The following is a 21,595-nucleotide window of genomic DNA, read 5'->3' as shown; positions in this document are numbered from 1 at the left end:
CGCGAGGGCACCAACCCTGCCAGGAAAGGAAGCCCCATGAGCCACCGCAAGCGAGCCGCCCCCGGTCGACCTGACCTGCCAGCATCGCGGTCGGCACGGAATGCAGCGGAGCGCTGACATGAGCCACTCGACCACCGCGGCCCCGCCGACACCCACCGCACCGCCCCCGCCCGGCGACACCCCCAAGCGCTGGCGGCTCTCCCTGGCCCGCCTGGACCTCAGGTACTCGCCGTACCTCTACATCGCGCCGTTCTTTCTGGTCTTCGGCATTTTCGGGCTCTATCCGATGCTGCGTACCGCCTGGATGTCGCTGCACGACTGGGACCTGATCGGCGATCGCACCTTCATCGGGTTGGACAACTACACCCGGCTGCTCTCCGACGAGTACTTCTGGAACGCGCTGATCAACACGTTCGGTATCTTCGCGCTGTCGACCGTCCCGCAGCTGTTGCTGGCGCTCTTTCTGGCGAACCTGCTCAACCGCACCCTGCTGCGGGCCAAGACCTTCTTCCGGCTGGCCATCTTCATCCCGAACGTCGTCTCGGTCGCCGCGGTCGCGATCGTCTTCGGCATGCTGTACCAGCGGGAGTATGGGCTGGTCAACTGGCTGCTCGGGTTCGTCGGGATCGACCAGATCGACTGGGACGGGCAGACCTGGAGCTCCTGGACGGCGATCGCGTCCATGGTCAACTGGCGGTGGACGGGATACAACACCCTGATCCTGCTCGCCGGCATGCAGGCGATTCCCAGAGACCTCTACGAGGCGGCGGAGATCGACGGCGCCGGCCAGTGGCGGCAGTTCTGGCGGATCACCCTGCCGCTGCTCCGGCCGACGTTCATCTTCGTGGTCATCCTCTCCACGATCGGCGGCATGCAGCTCTTCACCGAGCCGCTGCTCTTCGCCAACGGCAACATCATCGGCGGCGCCCAGCGCGAATTCCAGACCCTGGCCATGTACATGTACGAGATGGGTATCACGAATTTGAACAGCGCCGGTTACGGGGCGGCTGTCGCCTGGGCCCTCTTCATGATCATCGGCCTGATGTCGCTGCTCAACTTCGTCCTCGTCCGCCGCGCGGCCAAGTAGGAGCCCTCGATGATCTCCGCGTCCAAGCGCCTCTGGCGCACCAGCCCCTTGACCTACCTGGCCCTCGTCCTGGCGACCCTACTGTCGATCTACCCCTTCTACTACATGGTCGTGATCGGTACCCGAACCCTGGACTCGATCAACGACGTGCCGCCGCCGGTCACCCCCGGTGGTGCCTTCACCGACAACTTCGGTCGAGTGCTCGACAACGAGGCGGCCAACTTCCTCACCGGCATGATGAACTCGATCATCGTCGCCTCGGTGGTCACCGTGTCGGTGGTCCTCACCGGCTCGCTGGCCGGCTTCGCCTTCGCGAAGCTGCGCTTCCGGGGCCGCAACGTCCTGCTGCTCTCCATCATCGTGACGATGATGATCCCCACCCAGCTGGGCATCCTCCCGCTCTGGGGCATGATGCAGACACTGGGGTGGTACGACACGCTCTACGCGGTCACCGTGCCGTTCCTGGTTACCGCCTTCGGTGTCTTCATGATGCGGCAGTACGCCAGCCAGGCGGTCTCCGACGAGCTGATCGAGGCCGGCCGGATCGACGGCGCCAGCACCCTGCGGATCTACTGGAACATCGTGCTGCCCGCGCTGCGCCCGGCCGCCGGTGTCCTGGGGTTGCTGACCTTCATGGAGACCTGGAACTCCTTCCTCTGGCCGTACGCGGTGCTGACCCCGGAGAACCCGACGCTGCAGGTCTCCCTCTCCTTCCTGTCGTACGCGTACTACACCGACTACTCGCAGGTCTTCGCCGCCACCGCCGTCGGCACCCTGCCGCTGGTCATCGTCTTCCTCCTGTTCGGCCGCCAGATCATTGGCGGGATCATGGAAGGTGCCGTCAAGTCGTGAGTAATCCGGCGAGCCCACCCGCCGCGAGCGTTCTCGCCGAACGCCCGCCGCTGACCTTCCCGCCCGGCTTCCTCTGGGGCGCCGCCACCGCGGCCTACCAGGTCGAGGGCGCGGCGGCCGTCGGCGGCCGGACGCCGTCGATCTGGGACACCTTCAGCCACACCCCGGGGCGGGTGGTGGCCGGGCACACCGGTGACGTGGCGTGCGACCACTACCACCGGCTCGACTGGGATGTCGCCCTCATGGCCGAGCTGGGGCTGAAGTCGTACCGGTTCTCGGTCTCCTGGCCCCGGGTGCAGCCCGGCGGCACCGGCCCGATCAACCAGGAGGGACTCGACTTCTACCGGCGGCTGGTGGACCAGCTGCTGGCCAACGGCATCGAACCGTGGCTGACGCTCTACCACTGGGACCTGCCACAGCCACTGGAGGACGCGGGCGGCTGGCCGGCCCGGGACACCGCCGCCCGGTTCGCCGACTACGCCACCCTGGTCGCCGGCGCGCTCGGCGACCGGGTGCGGTACTGGACCACGCTCAACGAGCCGTGGTGCTCGGCCTTCCTCGGGTACGGCTCCGGGGTGCACGCCCCGGGTCGGTCCGACCCCGCCGACGCGGTGCGCGCCGGTCACCACCTGCTACTCGGCCACGGGCTGGCCGTCCCGGCAGTGCGGGCTGCGGCCCGGTCCGACGTCGAGGTCGGGGTGACCCTCAACCTGTACCCGGTCATCCCGGCCACCGACTCGCCCGGCGACGCCGACGCGGCACGCCGGATCGACGCGCTGGCGAACCGGTTCTTCCTCGACCCACTGCTGCGCGGGTCGTACCCGGCGGATCTGATCTCCGACCTCAGCCGGGTCACCGACTTCGGGCACGTGCGCGCGGAGGACCTGACCGCCATCGCCGCCCCGCTGGAGCTGGTCGGAATCAACTACTACAGCCGGCACGTGGTCGCTGCGCCGGCGGCAGCGGCCCCGCCGGAGCCGTACTGGCGTAAACCGTCGTGCTGGCCCGGCAGCGAAGGCGTTCGTTTCGTCACCCGGGGCATGCCGGTCACCGACATGGACTGGGAGATCGACCCTCCGGGGCTGGTCGAGACGTTGCGGCGGGTGCACGAGGAGTACACCGACCTGCCGCTCTACATCACCGAGAACGGTTCGGCCTTCGTGGACGTGGTCGTTGACGGTCAGGTGGACGACCCGGACCGGACCGCCTACTTCGACGCGCATCTGCGCGCCGCACACCAGGCGATCGCCGCGGGTGTCCCGCTGCGGGGCTATTTCGCCTGGTCGTTGCTGGACAACTTCGAGTGGGCCTGGGGCTACACAAAGCGGTTCGGCATGATCCACGTCGACTACCGCAGCCAGGCTCGCACCCTGAAAGCCAGCGGTCGGTGGTACGCCGAGACAATCCGACGCAACGGTCTGGCTGCAGAATAGGCTCGAACCAGCTATCCGGGTGGTCCCGGTGCCACCGGTGGGCACCGGGGCCTTCCGCCGTCGGAGGAGCAGACGATGACAACGCAGCGCACCCGCTCGCTCGGGCGCCCGACTCTCGATGCGGTCGCCGCACGTGCCGGCGTTGGCCGGGGCACGGTCTCCCGCGTCGTAAATGGTTCACCCCAGGTCAGTCCCGAGGCCCGCGCCGCGGTGCAGCGGGCGATCGCGGAACTGGGGTACGTGCCGAACCGGGCCGCTCGCGCCCTCGTTACCCAGCGGACCGACTCGATCGCCCTGGTGGTGTCAGAATCCGGGGACCGGGTGTTCGCCGAGCCGTTCTTCGCCGGCATCGTGCGGGGCGTCAGCTCCGGCCTGCTGGGGACCCCGTTCCAGCTCTGGCTCGTCATGGTCCAGTCCCCGAGCGAGCGGGAGCGGGTCGAGCACCACCTGACCAACCAGCACGTTGACGGCGTCCTACTGTTGTCGCTGCACGATGCCGACCCGCTGCCCACGCTGCTGGCAGAACGGGGCCTGCCCACCGTGCTCGGGGGTCGGCCAGCCCAGATGCTGCCCTCCGCCGCGGAGCCGGCCTGGCTCGTGGACGCGGACAACGTCGGCGGGGCCCGGCGCGCGGTGGAGTACCTCGTCGGACGGGGACGGCGGCAGATCGCGACCATCACCGGCCCACAGGACATGGGCGCCGGCCTGGGGCGGCTGACCGGCTACCAGGAGGCGGTCGCGAAGACGCCGAGCGGAGGCAGACCAGACCTGATCGCGTACGGGGATTTCAGCGAGGACAGCGGGGAGGCCGCGATGCGGCAACTGCTGGCCGCCTGCCCGGACCTGGATGCGGTCTTCGCCGCCTCGGACCTGATGGCGTTCGGTGCGCTCCGGGCGTTGCGGGAGGCCGGTCGGCGGGTGCCCGAGGACGTGGCCGTGGTGGGCTTCGACGACGCGCCGATCGCCCGCCAGTCGGACCCGCCGCTGACCACGGTCTTCCAGCCGATCGAGGAGATGGGACGGCAGATGGCCCAGTTGTTGGTGTCCCGGATCCGTGGCGAGCACCTGGCCACCACGAACATCCTCCTGGACACCGAGTTGATCGAGCGTGCCAGCACCTGACCGCCGCCGGGCCCTGCACCGGAGCCGTCGCTGGCCGTGAGCGGCCTCGGTGTGACCCGGTGCCTGGTGCTCGGCGGCCGGCGTCCGTCCGGTGCCTGGCGCAGCGGGTCAGGTGTAGCGACCCGGGTGTGGCGACTCAGGCGTAGCGGCGGAGTTCGCGACGGGCCAGAGCGGCCTTGTGGACCTCGTCCGGCCCGTCGGCGAGGCGTAGGGTGCGGGCCTGGGCCCAGAGCGCCGCCAGCGGGGTGTCCTGGCTGACGCCGGCACCCCCGTGCGCCTGGATGGCCTTGTCGATCACCCACTCCGCCATCGATGGTGTGTCGATCTTGATGGCCTGGATCTCGGCGTGCGCGCCCCTGTTACCGACCGTGTCCATCAGCCAGGCCGTCTTCAGCACCAGGAGCCGGGACTGCTCGATGCGGACCCGCGCCTCGGCGATCCACTCCCGCACCACCCCCTGCTCGGCGATCGGCCGGCCGAACGCCACCCGGTCGAGGGCACGACGGCAGAGCAACTCCAGCGCTCGCTCCGCCATGCCGACCAGCCGCATGCAGTGGTGGATCCGGCCGGGACCGAGCCGGGCCTGGGCGATGGCGAAGCCGGCCCCCTCCGCGCCGATCAGGTTCTCCACCGGTACCCGGACATCGTCGAAATCGATCTCGGCATGGCCACCGTGTGGACCGTCGTGATAGCCGAAGACATGTAGCCCACGCCGGACGGTGACCCCCGGTGTGTCCCGCGGGACCAGGATCATGCTCTGCTGCCGGTGCCGTTCGGCCGACGGGTCGGTCCGGCCCATCACCACGAAGATCTGACAGGCCGGATCCATGGCGCCGGACGACCACCACTTGCGGCCGTTGATCACGTAGTGGTCGCCGTCGCGGATGATCCGGGTGGCGATGTTGGTGGCGTCGGAGGAGGCGACCTCCGGCTCGGTCATGCAGAACGCCGAGCGGATCTCCGCCGCCAACAGCGGGCGCAGCCACTGCTGGCGCTGGGTTTCGGTGCCGAACTCGGCGAGCAGCTCCATGTTGCCGGTGTCCGGTGCCGCACAGTTGAGCGCCTCCGGGGCGAGGTGCGGACTCCGGCCGGTCAGCTCGGCGAGCGGAGCGTACTGCAGGTTGGTCAGCCCGGCGCCGTGGTGGGGATCGGGGAGGAAGAGGTTCCACAGGCCCCGCCGGCGGGCCGCCGCCCGCAACTCGGCCAGCACCGGCGGCCGAGCCCACTGGTCCGCGGCGGCCGCGACCTGCTCGGCGTAGACCGCCTCGGCCGGGTAGATCTGCTGCTCCAGGAAGTCGGTCAGCTCGGCGCGCAGCCGTTCGGTGTGGGCGTCGTGGGTGAAGTCCATCAGCTCCTCCTCGAGACGGCAGTCAGTCCGTACGCGACCAGCGGAGCGACCATCTCGCCGATCTGGTCGAAGCCCGCGCCGAGGGTCTGCCCCTGGCGGTGGCGGTAGTGGATGCCCTCGCAGATCACCGCGAGTTTGAAGCACCCCAGGGCCACATGCCAGTCCAGCGGGCCGACATCGATCCCGCTGCGGCTGGCGTACCGCTCGATCAGCTCGGCACCGGCGGGGAAGCCGGCCCGGGGCCCCAGCCCGTCGGCTACGGGATTGCTCGGGACCGCAGCACCGCCCATCGCATCCCAGTAGGTCAGCAGGAGGCCCAGGTCGGCCAGCGGGTCACCGAGGGTGGCCATCTCCCAGTCGAGCACCGCCTGGACAGCGACTGGGCTGACGGTGGCGAGCAGGTTGTCCAGCCGGTAGTCGCCGTGCACGATCCGCCCCGGGCCGGAACTCTCCGGAGCGGTGCTGGCCAGTCGGTCGCGTAGCTCGTCGATGCCGGGTAGCGGCCGGCTCCGAGAGCTGTCGAGCTGCCCGGACCAGCGGCGGACCTGGCGGGCGAGAAAACCCCGCGGGCGGCCGAAGTCGGCCAGGCCGACGTCCGCCGGGTCCACGGTGTGTAGCGCGGCGAGGGTGTCCATCATCGCCATCGCCAGCTCCCGTCGCTGCCCGCGGGGGAGTGGGTCGGTCTGCGCCCGGGAGCGGAACACCGTGCCGGGCACGCGGTCCATCAGATAGAACGGCGCCCCGATCACCTCCGGTTCGGTGCAGAGCAGCAGCGCCTTCGGCACCGGCACCTCGGTCGGGGCGAGCGCCGAGATGACCCGAAACTCCCGCGCCATGTCGTGTGCGGTCGCCAGCACGTGGCCCAGCGGCGGCCGGCGCAGCACGAAAGCCCGCCCGCCCGCCCCGAGCAGGTACGTCAGGTTGGACCGGCCGCCGGCGATCAGCTGGGCGCTCAGTGGCCCGTCGCCCAGGTCCGGCCGATGCTCGGCGAGGTGGCCGGCGAGCCGGCCCAGGTCCAGACCCGGCGGGGAGCCGGTCGGTGCGGAATCGTCGATGGCCGGCTCGGTCATCCGAACAGTTGATGGCAGCTGACTTCTGATGTCAAGGCCGGTATCCGGCCGAGGAGAGCTTCGGGGCGTTGACCGTCCCCAGTGGGGGCGGCCCACCTCAGGAAACGACCCCTTCCCGGCTCCGAAACCGACCTGTCACCCTGGGTTACGGGTTCCGCAACAGCCGTCGGGGAGGGTCGTACCAGGGGAAGGGAGTAGCGCATGACACGGCGGGGAAGACAAACTCTGGTGGCGGACCGGCCCACCCGTCGGGCGGTTCGGGGGCTGGCCGACCCGGTCGCCCTGGGCCTGCCGGACGGCACTGAGCTGGGCGTACGCTCAGCGGTCGGCGACGACCTGCCCGGCGTGGTCGACCTGCACGAGCGGTGTTCGGCGCGCAGCCGCAACCGCCGCTACCACGGTGGGTCGGCTCGGCCCGCCCCGGCTCGGATGCGCCGGCTGTTGGAGCCAACTCGGGGGGTCACCCTGCTGGCCACGCCGACCGTTTCCCACTCGCCAACCGCGCCGGTGGTGGCGATGGCCAATCTGCTCGGCGAGGGAGACACGGCCGAAGTGGCCTTGCTGGTACGCGACGACTGGCAGCGCCGCGGGCTCGGATCGGCGCTGCTGCGTCGGCTCGTGTGGCAGGCGGAGCGGTGTGGATACGCCGCGCTGGGTCTGCACATCCAGGCGGAGAACACCCCGATGCTGCGGGCCGTCGACCGGTTGGAGCGGCCGGCGACGACTGACCGGGATGGCTCGCTGCTCACCCTGACGGTGCCGTTGACCGCGGCCGTCTCTCCGACCAGGGCGCCGCTCGCCCTCTCCACCATAATGCGGTGATCGATATTTGGGCCGCTGTCGCTATCCAGCTCCTGTCGCTGTAGGACATTTTCGGGCTGTACGGCAAGCCACTCGCGTTTCGAGTGTCGCCGCGCGCAAATGGCGATGATTTTGTGTGGCGCACCCGAACGCATTCCCTCGTATTGTTAAAGGAGCACCACCTCACACCTCGAGGGGGCACTCCTATGTTCAATGATTTTCTGATCTCTGTCATCCGCACCGCTGTCCCGGTCGCTGTCGGTGCCGTACTGGCCTGGCTCGCCTCCAGAGCGGGAATCATCCTCGACGCCGACTCCTCCGCCGCGTTGACCACCAGCGCGGTCGCCGTCGCCGTCGCCGTATACTATGCCCTCGCCCGTGCCCTGGAGACCCGCTGGCCCTGGCTCGGTGTGCTGCTGGGGCGGCGGGCGAAGCCGGTCTACGAGGTGTCGCGTACCAGTAAGAGCGAAGGCTGAGGCGCTCGTTCGTCCCGCTGCCTGTCGTGGCGGGTCAGTGGTGGTGGGTGACCCCGAAAAGTCCCCCACCACCATCACCGGTGCGTCCACCGTTCCTTATCCGGGAGCTGTTCCGTTCAGGACGGCGTTGTCAGCTGCACCCAGGGGCTGTTGCAGGTGAAGTTCTGCCCCTGCGTGGCGCATTCGGTTTCCCACACCTCGCCATCGGTGGTCAGCACCTTTACCCAGGCGTCATTGCCGGCGGCGGAGATGGCGACCCCGCAGACGGATTCTCCCGGATAGTTGGCGTTTCCGCTGAGGTCGGTCCAGGTGTAGGGCCCCGGCGGTGCTGGCGTGAGCCTTCTGCGGCCGGCGTAGGTGACCCCATCCGAAACCACCGCACTGAACTCTTCGGAGGCGGACGGGGCGAGGCTGTCAATGTCAGCACACGGTCCGGGTGGGCCTGTTGGTCCGGGTGGCCCGGTGGGTCCGGGTGGGCCTGTTGGTCCGGGCGGTCCGGTGGGTCCGGGTGGGCCTGTTGGTCCGGGTGGCCCGGTGGGTCCGGGTGGGCCTGTTGGTCCGGGTGGCCCGGTGGGTCCGGGTGGGCCCGTTGGTCCGGGCGGTCCGGAGGGGCATGTGTGTCCACACTTGTCGTCCCAGTATTCGCGGTCCCAGTCTTCCTGGCCCCAGCCGCCCCGGTCCCAGTGTCCGTGGTCCCAGTCGCCCTGGTCCCATCCCCGTTCCTCGTCCGGGTAGGCGACCGTGCTAGTGCTCGTGCCGCCGCCCCAGACGTGGCCGAAGGCGGGGGCGGTCAGGCCGACGAACGCGAAGGTGAGTGGTGTCATGACGCCAATGGCCACCCACCGTTTGCGACCCGCCAGCAGACCTGCTCTCAGCCCCTGGTGATGATGGCGATTCATGACCCTCCTTGGCTCTGATTGATTCCGAAATAACTTCCCACCCTTCATAACTGACAATTTGTCGCAATGCAGTAGTTTTGCGAAACTTATCCGCTTTGTCCCTCTTTGGGGCCGTGCGTGGGTGTTGTAGAGATATCCCGTGCTCTGACCGAGGGCTTGGCGTACAAGCAGCTTGGTGTTGATCGGCCGGGACTCGTCGGTGGGGTCGCGGGAGGTCGCCGGGCACGAGGGCCGGGCCGGGTAGCGAGCTGCGGCCGACGCGGCGGCGGTTGTCGGTGTAGGCCGAAGACGTGGGCGCTCCAGCGGGGCGCCGGGTTCGTGGGAGGTGGTACGCGAGCATCTGTGGCCGGACTGGGCGCCAGCGTCGGTTGGGCGCCGACTGATGCTGTTGGGGCGGTGGATGGCACCTTGTTGGGGCCATCCACCGCCCGTCCGCGTGGCGTGGCTTTGTCGAGGCGACGGAGCCGGCTCGTCTGCCGACGGAGCCGGTCGAAGCGTCAGACGTTCGGCGGCAGCGCCGTCCGGTCCGGGAAGTTGCCGTAGAGGCGATCGTCGGCGCCGCCGACGGTGACCGCCTGAACCAGCAGGTCGCCACCGACGAAGGCGCCCTTCCAGGAGGCGCCCCGCCCACCGAACGGCTCCTGGCGGTCGCCCCGGGAACGGGGCTTGTTGATGCCGACCTTGAACGCCTGCACGTCCATGGCGAGCTTCGCCGCCTCGTCCTCATCGTCGCAGGCGAGGGAGGCGACCAGCGCGCCGTTGGAGGCGTTCATCGCGGCGAGGAGTTCGTCGGTGGTGTCCACCACCACGATCGTGTCGACCGGGCCGAACGGCTCGGCGTGCATCAGCCGGGATCGACCGGGTGGCGCGAGCAGTACCGACGGCGCCACGTAGGCGGTGGTGTCCTGACCGTCGAGGAACGGCGCCCCGTCGAGCCGGCCCCGGTGTAGCGGGACCGCCCCGCCCCGCACCGCCTCGTCGACCTTGCGGCGCAGTTCGTCGGCCTTGGCGGCGCTGATCAGGGGCCCGAAGTCCAGTTCGGGCAGGGGGTCACCGGCGGACCATCCGTCGCCGACGGCCAGCGGGTGTCCGAACCGTACGGATCGCACCACCGGCAGGTACATGTCGAGGAACTGGTCAACCAGGTTCCGTTGTACGACGAAGCGCGGGTAGGCGGTGCAGCGCTGCTTGCCGTACTCGAAGCCCTTCTTCAGGTGCGCGGCGAGCTGATCCCATCGGGAGAAGTCCCAGATCCCCCAGGCGTTGAGCCCTTCCTGCTCGATGAAGTGCCGTTTGTCGGTGTCCAGCAGCGCCGCCGCCACCTTTCCGCCGTTGGAGCGCCCGCCGACGAACGCCACCGCGCCGACCTCCGGGGCGCGGACAAGCACTTCGGAGAGCTCCTCGCCGCTGCCGGAGATCAGCGTGGCGGGCAGGCCGGCGCGGTGCAGCAACGCGTGCGCGACGGTGAGGCAGACCGCGCCCCCCTGCGACGGGGTCTTGGCGATCACGGCGTTTCCGGCGAGGAGTTGCACCAGTTCGGCGTGGACCAGGACGCTCATCGGGTAGTTCCACGAGGCGATGTTGCTCACCGGCCCGGGAAGTGGTTCCCGGCCGTCGGCGAGCATCCGGTCGATCTCGTCGACGTACCACCGGACCCCGTCCAGGGCCCGGTCGACGTCGGCGGCGGCGAGCCGCCACGGCTTGCCGATCTCCCAGACGAGCAGGAGGGCGAGGAGGTCGCGGTGGGCGGTCAGGGCGTCCAGGGCCTCGACGACCCGCGCCTTCCGGTCGGCGAGCGGGGTGTCGGCCCAGTCCCGGTGGACGGCGGCGGCGTGGGCGACCGCGGCCCGGGCGGCCGTCGCGTCCAGTCGGGGGAGGCGGACCAGGGCGGTGTTGTCGACCGGCGTGCGGACGGTGGCCGGGGTGCCGACCGTTCGCCAGTCGCCCTCGATCAGGTTGTGCAGCGTTCGGAGGCCGTCGGTCGGGGCGGAAAAGGCTTCGGGGGCGGCGGCCACCGCGCGGTCGAGGACCTCGGACCAGGCGGTCCCGTCGGCGAGTCGTAGAGCCATCGCGTTCTCCTCAGGGTTGTCCGGGGAGCGGCGGCGTCGATGGCACCGCTGGTGTGGCGTACTGTCGCCCGTCGCGAGTGGGGGCGGCAACAGTACGTTCGTATGTCAGGACGGCGGGCTGGCTCCGGTCCGCTTGTTCAGCGGTTGTCGAGTCGCCCTGTCGCCGTCCTGACCTGGCCGAATAACCAGACTAAATCGAAGATCATAAATATTGTGAGGAATCTCCGGACGTGGTCAGGCCCGTGCCTCGCCGTGGCCTAGGCCCGTGTCTCGCCGTGCTCGACACAGACCGCCGCCCAACCGACCGGCAGCACCTGCACCTTCATCCGTCGCCGGCAGTGCCCGCAGTAGCGGGGTGGCTCCAGTTGCCGGGCGGCCCGGCAGGCGGTGTGGTCCCCCTCGCCGGTCGGCGTACCGCACCGGTCGCACCAGGAGGCGCCGGCCCCCGCCGGGCCGCCGAACCCTGTCGACGTGCCAAGCGGGGCCGGTCCCGTCGTGTCGCCACTCATCCCGGCCGGGCTCACAGCGTCGCGGAGAGCGCCTTGACCGGCATCTTCAGGTCCTGGAGCAGCTCCAGGTCCGTGGTGGCCGGGCGACCCAGCGTGGTCAGGTAGTTGCCGACGATCACCGCGTTGATGCCGCCGAGCAGGCCGCTGCGGGTACCCAGATCGCCGAGCGTGAGCTCGCGACCGCCGGCGTACCGGAGGATCGTGCGGGGCATGGCGAGCCGGAACGCGGCGATGGCGCGCAGCGCGTCCTTCCCCTCGACCACCGAGCGGTCCCCGAGCGGGGTGCCGGGCCGGGGGTTGAGGAAGTTCAGCGGGACCTCGTGCGGGTCCAGCTCGGCGAGCTGGGCGGCGAACTCGGCGCGCTGCTCAACGCTCTCCCCGAGGCCGAGGATGCCGCCGCAGCACACCTCCATGCCGGACTCGCGGACCATCCGCAGCGTCTCCCAGCGCTCCTCCCAGGAGTGGGTGGTGACCACGTTCGGGAAGTACGAACGGCAGGTTTCCAGATTGTGGTTGTAGCGGTGTACGCCCATCTCGACCAGCTCGTCGACCTGCTCCTGGGTGAGCATGCCGACCGAGGCCGCCACCTGGATGTCGACCTCCGCCTGGATCGCGGCGACGCCCTCCCGTAGCTGCCGCATCAGCCGGTCGTCCGGGCCGCGCACGGCGGCCACGATGCAGAACTCGGTCGCGCCGGTCTTCGCGGTCTGTTTCGCGGCCTCCACAAGCGACGGAATGTCCAGCCACACCGCGCGGACCGGCGAGGTGAACAGGCCGGACTGCGAGCAGAAGTGACAGTCTTCCGGACAGCCGCCGGTCTTCAGCGAGACGATTCCCTCGACCTCGACCTCCGGCCCACACCAGCGCATGCGTACCTCGTGCGCGAGCTGGAGAGCGGCGGGCAGGTGCTCGTCGGGGAGGTTCAGCACGGCGAGGACGCCGGCCTCGTCGAGGCCGACGCCGTTCTCCAGTACCTGGGTGCGGGCCTGGTCGAGGATCTCTGGCATGGCCGTACCCTACAAGGCCGCCGCCGTGGGAAGGGGCGCCCGGTGCGGCGCGGGCCAACCACCAGCGGGACCGGAGCGCGGCGCGCCGGGGCTGGCGCGCGGCACGCCGGAGCGGGGTCCGGCCAGGTGGTACGTTCGCCCCGGCGAAGGCGCCCGGCGAGCGGGAGCCGGGGAAGGAGCGGCGGTGTCGGACTGGCTTGCGGCCCTGGACCGCCGAGCCGAGCTGCGCGCCAAGGCGGGGCTGACCCGCACCCTCCGCCCCCGGGCCGCCGCCGACGACATCGTTGACCTGGCCGGCAACGACTACCTCGGTCTGTCGAGACACCCCGTGGTGACCGCGGCGGCCAGCGCGGCGCTCGACGAGTACGGGCTGGGCGCCACCGGGTCCCGGCTGGTGCGCGGCTCCACCGCACCGCACCACGCTCTCGAAGAGGACCTCGCCGGTTGGCTCGGGGCCGAACGCGCCCTGCTCTTCTCCTCCGGCTACCTGGCCAACGTCGGCGCGGTCCGAGGCCTGGTGCGACCGCGGACGCTCCTGGTCTCCGACGCGCACAACCACGCGTCGCTGATCGACGGGTGTCGGATCTCCGGTGCCGAGACCATGGTGACCCCGCACGCCGACGTGGACGCGGTCCGGGCCGCGCTCGCCGCCGCGCCGGGTCGTCCGGCGGTGGTGGTGACCGAGTCGGTGTTCTCGGTTGACGGGGACCTCGCTCCTCTCGCCGAGCTGCACACGGTGGCCCGGGAGCACAACGCGTTGCTGCTGGTTGACGACGCCCACGGGCTCGGCGTGGTCGGGCCCGGTGGTGCCGGGGGAGCGACCGCGGCCGGTCTGGCCGGGGAACCCGACGTGATCATCACCGCGACCCTCTCCAAAGCGTTGGGTGGAGCCGGCGGTGTCGTCGCCGCTCCGGCGGAGTTTGTCCGGCACCTGGTCGAGACCGGGCGGACGTTCATCTTCGACACCGCCCCGCCGCCGGCGGTGGCGGCCGGGGTACGGGCCGCCGTGGGGCTCGCCTGGAGGGGCGAGCAGCTGCGGGTGGAGCTCGGCGACCGGGTTGCGTACGCCGTTCGGCGGTTGCGAGCCGCCGGGCTGACCGGGTCGGCGCCGAAGGGGGCCGTCGTGTCGGTGACCGCCCCCGGACCGGAGGCGGCCATCGCCTGGGCCACCGACTGCCGGGACCGGGGCGTCGCGGTCGGTTGCTTCCGTCCCCCCTCCACCCCGGACAGCCGCTCCCGGCTCCGGCTGACCGTCAACGTCGGTGTCCCCCGGGCGGACTTCGAGCGGGCCCTGGAGGTCATCGTGGAGTGCGCGCCGTGAGTGCGACGCCGTGGCGGGGGCCGGTACTGGTGACCGGCACCGACACCGGGGTCGGCAAGACCGTGGCGACCGCGGCGGTCACCGCGGCGGCGCAGGCCGCCGGGCTACGGGTCGCGGTGGTCAAGCCAGGCCAGACCGGTACGGCCACCGGCGACCCGGTCGACATCGACGAAGTCACCCGGCTCGCCGCGCCGCTGACCGGGCGGACGCTGGCGAACTTCCCCGATCCGCTGGCCCCGCTGGCCGCGGCCCGGGTCGCCGAGTTGCCGCCACTGGAGCTGTACACGGCGGTTGACGCCGTCCGCACGGAGGCCGACAAGCACGACCTGGTCCTGGTCGAGGGGGCCGGCGGACTGCTCGTGCCGATGGGGCTACGCCCGTCGGGCGAGCCGTGGACGATGGCCGATCTCGCGGTGTCGCTGGGCTGCCCGGCCGTGGTGGTGGCGCGGGCCGGTCTGGGCACCCTCAACCACACCGCGCTCACCCTGGAGGCGTTGGGACGCCGGGCGGTGCCGGCGGGGGTGCTGCTCGGTGCCTGGCCGGCCGAGCCGGAACTGGTCCACTGGGCGAACCTGAGCGACCTGGTGCCGTACCTGGTCGGGGCGTTGCCGGCCGGGGCCGGGGCGATCGATCCGGGCGTGTTCCGGCGGTCCGCGCCGGGATGGCTCACCCCGGCGCTGTACGGGGTGCTCGACGACTGGCGGGCCTGGGCCGAGGAGGTCCGCTGAGCGGGCTGGCCACTGCTCCGCCGAGCCGGCTGGCCACTGCCGCTGGGCTAGGTGGCGTCAGCGCTCCGCTACGCCGGCTGGTCCGCGGCGGATCACGAAGGCGTCGGGCATCCGGAAGGTGAGGTTGTCCGGGTACCACGGAGCGCGCACCACGGTTACCCCGTCGAGTAGCGGGGAGACCTGTTCGACCACCACCGCCGCCTCCATCCGCGCCAACTGGTCGCCGAGGCAACGGTGGGCGCCCGCCCCGAAGGCCAGATGCCGGCGCGACCCCCGTTGGCCGGGCCGGAACTCGTCGGGCGCCGACACGATGGCGGGGTCACGGCCGGCCCGGGCCAGCCACAGCAGCACGCTGGTGCCCGCTGGCACGGCGGTCCCGCCCAGCGTGCTGTCCACGGCGGCGACCCGACGCCAGGTGACGATCGGTGGCTCCAGCCGCAGCCCCTCCTCGACCACGTTCGGCACCGAGACGCTGCCGTCCCGCAGCGCGGCGCGAACCGTCGGCTCGCCGGCCAGCCGGTGCAAAAGCAGGGTGAGGAACTGCGACGTGGTCTCCTGGCCGGCTACCAGTAGGAAGAACAGCGCCCCGACGAGCACATCCGGCGGGTGTCCGGTGGCCCGCAGGGCGGCGGCCAGCCCACCGCCGGTGTCCGCGAACTCCCGCAGCACCTGGTGGAACCGGCCGACCTCGTCGGCCAGGGCCAGCTGGCGGTCGGCGTCCAGCGGGGCCCAGAACAACTCCAACGCCGCACGGGCGAACTGCTTCACCGCGGAGACCGGGGCGTCCGGGAGCTCGACCAGGCGGGCCAGGACCAGCAGCGGTAGGTCGGCGCTGAGCTCGGCGTGCAGATCGGCGGAGCCACCAGAGTCGAGGGTGGCGCGGATCGCGGCTACCCGCTCCGCCACCAGCTCGGTCAGCCAGGGCCGTTGGGCGGCGACCTTCGCCGGGTGGAGTGCGTCGGCGACGAGAGCGCGGATCGCCGGGTGGCTCACGCCACCGTTGTTGGCCAGGGTTGGGGGGAGGCGGAAGCGGTGTCCGGCGAGCACCCGCAGGGCAGCTACCGGGATCGGGGTGACGGCGTCCAGGGCATTGTCCGGACGGTAGGTCACCTGGTCGGTGAGCACCTGCCGCACCAGCGCGTGCTCGGTCACCACCAGGTGTTCGGTGCCCTGCTGGTCAGCCACCCGGGTGACGGCCGGCCAGTGGGTGCCGGCGGTCTTCGTCCAGCTCCGGAACAGCACGGCGGACACGCTAGCGGGCCGTTCCGGGCAGCCCGGCCCGGAGCCGCCACACCGTGGCACGCTTCACGCGTACGCTCTCCAACGTCTCGGGCACCGGCACCTCGTAGCTGGCCAGCGGGTCGAAGCGGTCGCGGGGCAGGAACGCGCGTTCCGGGTCGCCGACCAACACCGTGGCCCCCGCGCGGGCGGCGGTGAGCAGGAAGCGAAGCATCCGCCGCGCCATCGCCGCGCTGTAGAACACGTCTCCGGCGAGTACGACCTCGGCGTCGCCCGCGTCGCCGTCGAGGATGTCGGCCAACTCGGCGTCGAGGCGTACCCCGTTGGCCTCGGCGTTGACGGCGACGGCGGCGACGGCCAGCGGGTCGACCTCGACCGCGCGGACGGCGGTGGCGCCGGCCCGGGCCGCGGCGATGGCCACCAGCCCCGAACCGGCGGCGAGGTCGAGTACCCGCCGACCGGCGACCAGGTCCGGATGGTCGGTGACGTATCGGGCGACGGCCTGCCCACCGGCCCAGGCGAAGGCCCAGAAGGGGGGTGGCTGGTCGCTGCGGAACTCACCCTCGGTCAGTTCCCAGAGCCCGACCGCGTCGTCGGCCTGGTGGAGTCGCACCTCGGGGACGAAGGGGGCCGGCGCGAGACGGGCGTGCAGTCGGACGAAGGCGCTGGCGAGTTCGGACACCGAGTGATTCTCCCGCAGCCGGACCGCCGGGGTCACGGCCCGGTCCGGCTCATCCTCCGCTGCGTCGACTCGGGTCCCGCGTCGGCCCGCCCCGTCCGCGTTCAGTCCAGCTGCGCCGGGTCGAGTCCAAGCTCCCGGGCGGTCACCAGGCGTACCCACTCCGTGAACTGGCGTCGGGAGATCACCCGGTCGTGCACCGCGAGTTGGACGGCGAGACCGTCCATCACGGCACTGATCCGCCACGCGGCGCCAGCCGGGTCGGCGCACTCGAAGGTGTGGTCGGCTACCCCGTCCGCGATCACCGTCGCCAGGTCCTGCCGCCAGCGCAGGTCCAGCCGGCGGGAGGTCTTCTCCAACTCCGGGGTACGCAACGACTCGGCCCAGCCGTCGATCCACATTGCCCACGACGTGGGGCGGCCGGCGGGGGTGTAGAGCCGCACCAGTCGGCGGAGCTTGGCCAGCGGCGGGGCGCTGGAGCGCAGCACCGCGTCCAGCCGGGCCAGATCCTGCTCGACGGCGTACGCGAACGCCTCGGCGAGTAGCCGATCCTTGGTGGCGAAATGGTAGAAGACCAGTGCCTGACTCACCCCGGCCGCCTGGGCCACGTCCGCGGTGCGGGTGTTCGCCAACCCGCGTTCCACGATCACGTCGCAGGCGGTGCGCAGCAGGGCATCCAGGCGGACCTCGGCCGCACGTCTCGTCACGACCGCTACCGTAGTGCACCCGAACGGGTACGAGCTGTTACCACCCAGGGTGAATTCGCCCCACCGTAGTCGGAAGTAGGACAGTTCTCTCGGGTGCTGCTCCGCGTGCGCTTCGGTGCTGCACCACGGGGCACTGCGGTGGTGCGGCTCGACCGGTCCCGGGTGGGTCCTGTCCCTGCGAGATGTGACGGGGGCGCGCCGAGGGGGGCGAGTTGGCAACTGCTCGCCGACTCGGCTAAAGTTCTCATCCGTCACCGGGAAGCCGGGACGTGCGGACGTAGCGCAGCTGGTAGCGCATCACCTTGCCAAGGTGAGGGTCGCGGGTTCGAATCCCGTCGTCCGCTCGGAGATGCCGCCACGTGTGACCGGGGGCAACCCGGTGGGGTGGCCGAGAGGCGAGGCAACGGCCTGCAAAGCCGTGTACGCGGGTTCAAATCCCGTCCCCACCTCAGCATTATCGAGGGCGATTGGCGCAGTGGGAGCGCGCTTCCTTGACACGGAAGAGGTCACTGGTTCAAACCCAGTATCGCCCACCAGTTGAGTCGGGCCCGACGCCGTTGGTGTCGGGCCCGGAGTCTTTTGCCGCTGGTTCCGTCAACCCTGAAATGATCAGATGCCACCGATGATTGGATGCCACCGGCGGCGGCGAGGTTGGCCAGGGATGCGGATCTCGGCTGAGGTGACCGCGGTCTCGATCGACTTGTGATGGCGTTGGCCCGTGCTTGGGTCGACCTGTTCGCGTGCGCGCGTCGTGTGGTTCGACCCTGAGTGGCGCGCCGGAGGGTCGGTCGTGGGGTACGGGCGGCTGGTGGTGGCCGCCGGCCTTCCTGTCGGCGATCGGCCGAGTCGGCCTGGCCGGGGTACCCGGCTCCAGCGATCTTGCCCTCGGGTAGGGTTAGCTCGTCGTCGGCGTGGTTTCGGCGGCACGCGGACGTAGCGCAGCTGGTAGCGCATCACCTTGCCAAGGTGAGGGTCGCGGGTTCGAATCCCGTCGTCCGCTCGCGTGCTGCCCACCTGGTCCTGGGTTGTGGTGGCAAGGGCGATTGGCGCAGTGGGAGCGCGCTTCCTTGACACGGAAGAGGTCACTGGTTCAAACCCAGTATCGCCCACTCGTGACACTGGAACAGGTTGTCCATCCATAGATGGCTGTTTATTTTTCCTGAGCTGCCTCAAGGGATGTATCGGGCATATCCCGGCGATCTACCTGGATTCGGGGGTCGTTCGGCCTTTCTGTCGTGCTGACTGCCGCGTCGGGCCGCCTCGGTCATTAATCGATGTTTATCAAGGTTGAAACAGTCCGTCGTTCGGCGCCGACTCGCCCGGCGGATATCCGTAATCTCGCGGACACCCGGCTGGGCAGCGCCGGGAGGCCTGCCTGCTACGGCCCACCGCCATCGACAGCTTCGCCCCACCTCGACAACGACCACCCTTCGGGAAAGCCATCGGCTGGCCGGTGTTGCCCACACCGATCCGACATCTGCTTTGGAGGAACGATGTCTGTCCTGTCCCGACGGCTGCGGCCACTGGTAGCGGTCGGCGTTGGCCTGACCCTCGCGGTGCTCCACATGTCACCCGTGGCGGCTGCCGACACCGACGTCAACTTCGCCTGTCAGGCTCGGCCGCCCGTCGGCTCGCCACAGACCCTCGACCTGGCGGCCGGCATCGACGCGGTCGCCCCTGCCTCGGTCGCCGCCGGTGCCTCCTTCACCGTCGAACTTGCCCCCACCCCGATCACCGTGCCCAGTTCCGTGGGCGAATACACGGTGCAGCAGATCAAGGACCTCCAACTGTCGGTGCCCGTTCCGGCGAACGCGACCCTGACCGGACAGCAGATCTCCGGCGGTTCCGGGTTGGGAAGCGCACCGCCCACCGTGCACGTCGCCAACGGCAGGGTCGTCGTGACGATCCCCGGACCGATCGACGGCGGGAACACCTTCACCCCACCCATGCTGACGCTGTCCATGACCGCCGGTGCCGCCGGCACGACCGTCGAGACGATGATCGCGGGCAGTAGCTACGATGATCCTGGCCTCACCTTCACCGCGCGGGTGCCGGTCTTCTTGCTCATCATCGACGTCCCCACGTCGTGCTATCCCTCGCCCAGTCCGGTGCTCAGCTCCACGGCGGTACTCTGATGGCGAGCCGAGCGACCCGGCGGCGATCTGCGGTGGGGAGACGGGCGGTCCGTCGGCGATCGGTGGTGGCGACCGTCCTGCTCGCCGTGACCGCGCTGCTGCTCAGCACGGCGGCGCCCAGTGCGGCGGAGGAGTCCGACTGGTGGACGCCGACCTCCCGGCCGGCGCCCGACTCCGCGATCGGGGTCACCGGAGCGCCCTTCACCGGCACCGACGCCGAGGGGCAGGTGCGCGGTTTCGTGGACGCGCACAACCACATCATGTCCAACGAGGCCTTCGGCGGGCGGCTCCTCTGCGGCAAGCCCTTCTCCGACGCGGGCATCACCGACGCGCTCAAGGACTGCCCGGAGCACTACCCCGACGGCTCCCTGGCCCTGTTCGACTTCCTCACCAACGGTGGTGACGGCCAGCACGACCCCGACGGCTGGCCGACGTTCGCGGACTGGCCGGCCCACGACTCGCAGACCCACCAGCAGAACTACTACGCCTGGATCGAGCGGGCCTGGCGTGGTGGCCAGCGAGTCATGGTCAACCACCTGGTCACCAACGGAGTGATCTGCTCGGTCTACTTCTTCAAGGACCGCAGCTGCGACGAGATGACCTCGATCCGGCTCCAGGCCGCCAAGACCTACGAGATGCAGGACTACATCGACCAGATGTACGGCGGCGCGGGCCAGGGATGGTTCCGTGTCGTCACCGACAGCGACCAGGCGCGCGAGGTCATCGCACAGGGCAAGCTCGCCGTCGTCCTGGGGGTCGAGACCTCCGAGCCGTTCGGCTGTAAACAGATCCTGGACATCGCCCAGTGCGACGAGGAGGACATCGATCGCGGGCTCGACGAGCTGCACGATCTCGGCGTACGCAGTGTGTTCCTGTGCCACAAGTTCGACAACGCGCTCTGCGGCGTCCGATTCGACTCCGGGACCACCGGGATAGCGGTCAACGCCGGGCAGTTCCTGTCGACCGGGACCTTCTGGACGACGGAGCAGTGCCGGGGGCCGCAGCAGGACAACCCCATCGCCTCCCTGGACCTACCCGGGCTGGGGGATCTGCTCCCGTCCGACGCCGAGATGCCGTCGTACTCGTCTGACGCGCGGTGCAACGTCCGCGGGCTGACCAACCTCGGCGAGTACGCCCTGCGGGGCCTGATGGACCGCAACATGATGGTGGAGATCGACCACATGAGTGTCAAGGCCACCGGCCGGGCCCTGGACATCTTCGAGTCCGTGTCGTACCCCGGTGTGGTCTCGTCGCACAGCTGGATGGACCTGCTCTGGAGCGAGCGGGTCTACCGACTCGGCGGGTTCATCACGCAGTACATGCACGGTGCCGAGCGGTTCATCACGGACGCGGATCGGACGAAGGAGCTGCGCGACAGCTACGACGTCGGGTACGGCTTCGGCACCGACATGAACGGTTTCGGTAGCTGGCCCGGCCCCCGGGGCGCGGACACCCCGAACCCGGTCCAGTACCCGTACCAGTCCGCGCACGGCGGTGCCGTCATGGACCGGCAGACCACCGGTGACCGGACCTGGGACATCAACGCTGACGGTGCGGCCCACTACGGACTGGTGCCAGACTGGGTGGAGGAGATTCGGATCCTGGGCGGTCAGGAGGTGGTGGACGACCTGCTGCGCGGCGCCGAGTCGTACCTCGGCATGTGGGGCGCCACGGAGGGCCACGTCCCCGGTGTCAACCTCGCCGCCGGGTCGTCCGCCTCGGCCAGCTCGACCGCGTGGTATCCGTTCACCACCTACGCCCCCCGTCGAGCCGTGGACGGCGACCCGACGACGCGCTGGGCGAGCTGGTGGAGTGACGACCAGTGGCTGCGGTTGGATCTCGGCTCGGCGCAGCAGGTCCGGCGGGTCACCCTGGAGTGGGCGGGCGAGTACGCCAAGGCGTACCGGATCGAGGTGAGCGCCGACGGCAGCTCCTGGCAGACCGTGTCCTCCATATCGGATGGTGACGGTGGTCTGGACACGGCCTTCTTCGACCCGACGCCGGTGCGCTACGTCCGCGTCCAGGGTCAGGAGCGCGGTACCGACTGGGGCTACTCGCTGAGGGAGGTCGGCGTTCACGCCAGCTGAGGTCGCGGTCCGCCGCATCGGGCACC

General features: G+C 70.4%; 19 protein-coding genes and 5 tRNA genes. 15 read left to right on the top strand and 9 right to left on the bottom strand.

The features are described from left to right. Positions 1 to 118: 118 nt before the first annotated feature. From SALPAC3_RS0106660 to SALPAC3_RS0106645, 4 genes are all read left to right on the top strand, one after another. A complete protein-coding gene (locus SALPAC3_RS0106660) occupies positions 119 to 1,087 on the top strand; it encodes a carbohydrate ABC transporter permease (RefSeq protein WP_018220480.1) in 969 nt (322 codons plus the stop codon). A 9-nt stretch (positions 1,088 to 1,096) separates the two neighbouring features. Then, entirely contained in the window at positions 1,097 to 1,939 is an 843-nt protein-coding gene (locus tag SALPAC3_RS0106655) for a carbohydrate ABC transporter permease (protein ID WP_018220479.1), read from the top strand. Further along, the gene (locus SALPAC3_RS0106650; RefSeq protein WP_018220478.1) at positions 1,936 to 3,372 is read left to right on the top strand and encodes a GH1 family beta-glucosidase; all 1,437 of its coding nucleotides are present in this window, start codon (positions 1,936 to 1,938) and stop codon (positions 3,370 to 3,372) included. Before SALPAC3_RS0106655 ends, SALPAC3_RS0106650 begins: the two co-directional genes overlap by 4 nt. A 75-nt stretch (positions 3,373 to 3,447) precedes the next feature. Continuing rightward, positions 3,448 to 4,494, top strand: coding sequence for a LacI family DNA-binding transcriptional regulator (locus SALPAC3_RS0106645; RefSeq protein WP_018220477.1), 1,047 nt, complete (start codon positions 3,448 to 3,450; stop codon positions 4,492 to 4,494). A gap of 136 nt (positions 4,495 to 4,630) precedes the next feature. Here SALPAC3_RS0106645 and SALPAC3_RS0106640 read toward each other — a convergent pair whose 3' ends face one another. Beyond that, entirely contained in the window at positions 4,631 to 5,842 is a 1,212-nt protein-coding gene (locus SALPAC3_RS0106640) for an acyl-CoA dehydrogenase family protein (RefSeq protein ID WP_018220476.1), read from the bottom strand. Beyond that, a complete protein-coding gene (locus tag SALPAC3_RS0106635; protein WP_018220475.1) occupies positions 5,842 to 6,912 on the bottom strand; it encodes a phosphotransferase family protein in 1,071 nt (356 codons plus the stop codon). Before SALPAC3_RS0106635 ends, SALPAC3_RS0106640 begins: the two co-directional genes overlap by 1 nt. 201 nt (positions 6,913 to 7,113) lie before the next feature. On the opposite strand from SALPAC3_RS0106635, the gene SALPAC3_RS0106630 reads away from it, so the two are divergent. After that, positions 7,114 to 7,734 (top strand): GNAT family N-acetyltransferase, encoded by a 621-nt coding sequence (locus SALPAC3_RS0106630; protein ID WP_026185299.1) that lies wholly within the window; start codon positions 7,114 to 7,116, stop codon positions 7,732 to 7,734. Between the two features lie 185 nt (positions 7,735 to 7,919). Next, the gene (locus SALPAC3_RS0106625; protein ID WP_018220473.1) at positions 7,920 to 8,189 is read left to right on the top strand and encodes a hypothetical protein; all 270 of its coding nucleotides are present in this window, start codon (positions 7,920 to 7,922) and stop codon (positions 8,187 to 8,189) included. A 116-nt stretch (positions 8,190 to 8,305) separates the two neighbouring features. On the opposite strand, the gene SALPAC3_RS29170 is transcribed toward SALPAC3_RS0106625, so the two are convergent. From SALPAC3_RS29170 to bioB, 4 genes are all read right to left on the bottom strand, one after another. Then, complete coding sequence (locus SALPAC3_RS29170; protein WP_080635130.1) at positions 8,306 to 9,088, bottom strand: hypothetical protein; 783 nt, start codon at positions 9,086 to 9,088, stop codon at positions 8,306 to 8,308. Positions 9,089 to 9,585: 497 nt separating this feature from the next. Continuing rightward, positions 9,586 to 11,157 (bottom strand): aldehyde dehydrogenase family protein, encoded by a 1,572-nt coding sequence (locus tag SALPAC3_RS0106610; protein ID WP_018220470.1) that lies wholly within the window; start codon positions 11,155 to 11,157, stop codon positions 9,586 to 9,588. Between the two features lie 257 nt (positions 11,158 to 11,414). Further along, the gene (gene bsaP, locus SALPAC3_RS0106605) at positions 11,415 to 11,666 is read right to left on the bottom strand and encodes a biotin synthase auxiliary protein BsaP (RefSeq protein ID WP_033669771.1); all 252 of its coding nucleotides are present in this window, start codon (positions 11,664 to 11,666) and stop codon (positions 11,415 to 11,417) included. Positions 11,667 to 11,677: 11 nt separating this feature from the next. Next, complete coding sequence (gene bioB, locus SALPAC3_RS0106600; protein ID WP_018220468.1) at positions 11,678 to 12,673, bottom strand: biotin synthase BioB; 996 nt, start codon at positions 12,671 to 12,673, stop codon at positions 11,678 to 11,680. Positions 12,674 to 12,857: 184 nt separating this feature from the next. Here bioB and SALPAC3_RS0106595 point away from each other — a divergent pair, with 184 nt between their 5' ends. Continuing rightward, positions 12,858 to 13,994, top strand: a complete 1,137-nt coding sequence (locus SALPAC3_RS0106595) for an 8-amino-7-oxononanoate synthase (RefSeq protein ID WP_018220467.1) — start codon at positions 12,858 to 12,860, stop codon at positions 13,992 to 13,994. After that, positions 13,982 to 14,722, top strand: a complete 741-nt coding sequence (gene bioD, locus SALPAC3_RS0106590) for a dethiobiotin synthase (protein WP_018220466.1) — start codon at positions 13,982 to 13,984, stop codon at positions 14,720 to 14,722. The genes SALPAC3_RS0106595 and bioD overlap by 13 nt, the downstream gene beginning before the upstream one ends. 57 nt (positions 14,723 to 14,779) lie before the next feature. Here the strand turns inward: bioD and SALPAC3_RS0106585 are convergent, their stop codons facing one another. The 3 genes from SALPAC3_RS0106585 to SALPAC3_RS0106575 all read right to left on the bottom strand — a co-directional run bounded on the left by SALPAC3_RS0106585 (position 14,780) and on the right by SALPAC3_RS0106575 (position 17,347). Continuing rightward, positions 14,780 to 15,973, bottom strand: coding sequence for a cytochrome P450 (locus SALPAC3_RS0106585; RefSeq protein WP_018220465.1), 1,194 nt, complete (start codon positions 15,971 to 15,973; stop codon positions 14,780 to 14,782). A gap of 1 nt (position 15,974) precedes the next feature. Next, positions 15,975 to 16,643 carry a class I SAM-dependent methyltransferase gene (locus tag SALPAC3_RS0106580; RefSeq protein ID WP_026185298.1) on the bottom strand — a complete coding sequence of 223 codons (669 nt, stop codon included), beginning with the start codon at positions 16,641 to 16,643 and terminating at the stop codon, positions 15,975 to 15,977. Positions 16,644 to 16,744: 101 nt separating this feature from the next. Beyond that, positions 16,745 to 17,347, bottom strand: coding sequence for a TetR/AcrR family transcriptional regulator (locus SALPAC3_RS0106575; protein WP_018220463.1), 603 nt, complete (start codon positions 17,345 to 17,347; stop codon positions 16,745 to 16,747). Positions 17,348 to 17,618: 271 nt separating this feature from the next. Here SALPAC3_RS0106575 and SALPAC3_RS0106570 point away from each other — a divergent pair. The 7 genes from SALPAC3_RS0106570 (at position 17,619) to SALPAC3_RS0106540 (ending at position 21,569) form a co-directional block, all read left to right on the top strand. Next, positions 17,619 to 17,691, top strand: a tRNA-Gly gene (locus tag SALPAC3_RS0106570). Positions 17,692 to 17,725: 34 nt separating this feature from the next. Continuing rightward, a tRNA-Cys gene (locus SALPAC3_RS0106565) sits at positions 17,726 to 17,796 on the top strand. Positions 17,797 to 17,808: 12 nt separating this feature from the next. Next, positions 17,809 to 17,883: transfer RNA gene (locus SALPAC3_RS0106560), tRNA-Val, on the top strand. A gap of 391 nt (positions 17,884 to 18,274) precedes the next feature. Continuing rightward, positions 18,275 to 18,347, top strand: a tRNA-Gly gene (locus SALPAC3_RS0106555). A gap of 37 nt (positions 18,348 to 18,384) precedes the next feature. After that, positions 18,385 to 18,456 (top strand) — tRNA-Val (locus tag SALPAC3_RS0106550). A gap of 384 nt (positions 18,457 to 18,840) precedes the next feature. Beyond that, entirely contained in the window at positions 18,841 to 19,482 is a 642-nt protein-coding gene (locus SALPAC3_RS0106545) for a hypothetical protein (protein WP_018220462.1), read from the top strand. Between the two features lie 62 nt (positions 19,483 to 19,544). Next, positions 19,545 to 21,569 carry a discoidin domain-containing protein gene (locus SALPAC3_RS0106540; RefSeq protein WP_018220461.1) on the top strand — a complete coding sequence of 675 codons (2,025 nt, stop codon included), beginning with the start codon at positions 19,545 to 19,547 and terminating at the stop codon, positions 21,567 to 21,569. The last annotated feature ends 26 nt before the right edge of the window (positions 21,570 to 21,595 follow it).

It is taken from the genome of Salinispora pacifica DSM 45544 (assembly GCF_000378845.1).
In the GTDB taxonomy this organism is placed as follows: Bacteria; Actinomycetota; Actinomycetes; order Mycobacteriales; family Micromonosporaceae; genus Micromonospora; species Micromonospora pacifica.
The sequence above is the reverse complement of the archived record's forward strand: the minus strand, read 5'-3'. Positions and strand labels throughout refer to the sequence as shown.

Bases quoted from the DNA above. Each gene is read 5' to 3' on its own strand.
- SALPAC3_RS0106610 (WP_018220470.1), bottom strand. From the start codon at position 11,157: ATGGCTCTACGACTCGCCGACGGGACCGCCTGGTCCGAGGTCCTCGAC.
- bioB (WP_018220468.1), bottom strand. From the start codon at position 12,673: ATGCCAGAGATCCTCGACCAGGCCCGCACCCAGGTACTGGAGAACGGC.
- SALPAC3_RS0106545 (WP_018220462.1), top strand. From the start codon at position 18,841: ATGTCTGTCCTGTCCCGACGGCTGCGGCCACTGGTAGCGGTCGGCGTT.
- SALPAC3_RS29170 (WP_080635130.1), bottom strand. From the start codon at position 9,088: ATGAATCGCCATCATCACCAGGGGCTGAGAGCAGGTCTGCTGGCGGGT.
- SALPAC3_RS0106625 (WP_018220473.1), top strand. From the start codon at position 7,920: ATGTTCAATGATTTTCTGATCTCTGTCATCCGCACCGCTGTCCCGGTC.
- SALPAC3_RS0106645 (WP_018220477.1), top strand. From the start codon at position 3,448: ATGACAACGCAGCGCACCCGCTCGCTCGGGCGCCCGACTCTCGATGCG.
- SALPAC3_RS0106635 (WP_018220475.1), bottom strand. From the start codon at position 6,912: ATGACCGAGCCGGCCATCGACGATTCCGCACCGACCGGCTCCCCGCCG.
- SALPAC3_RS0106660 (WP_018220480.1), top strand. From the start codon at position 119: ATGAGCCACTCGACCACCGCGGCCCCGCCGACACCCACCGCACCGCCC.
- SALPAC3_RS0106640 (WP_018220476.1), bottom strand. From the start codon at position 5,842: ATGGACTTCACCCACGACGCCCACACCGAACGGCTGCGCGCCGAGCTG.
- bsaP (WP_033669771.1), bottom strand. From the start codon at position 11,666: ATGAGTGGCGACACGACGGGACCGGCCCCGCTTGGCACGTCGACAGGG.
- SALPAC3_RS0106655 (WP_018220479.1), top strand. From the start codon at position 1,097: ATGATCTCCGCGTCCAAGCGCCTCTGGCGCACCAGCCCCTTGACCTAC.
- SALPAC3_RS0106630 (WP_026185299.1), top strand. From the start codon at position 7,114: ATGACACGGCGGGGAAGACAAACTCTGGTGGCGGACCGGCCCACCCGT.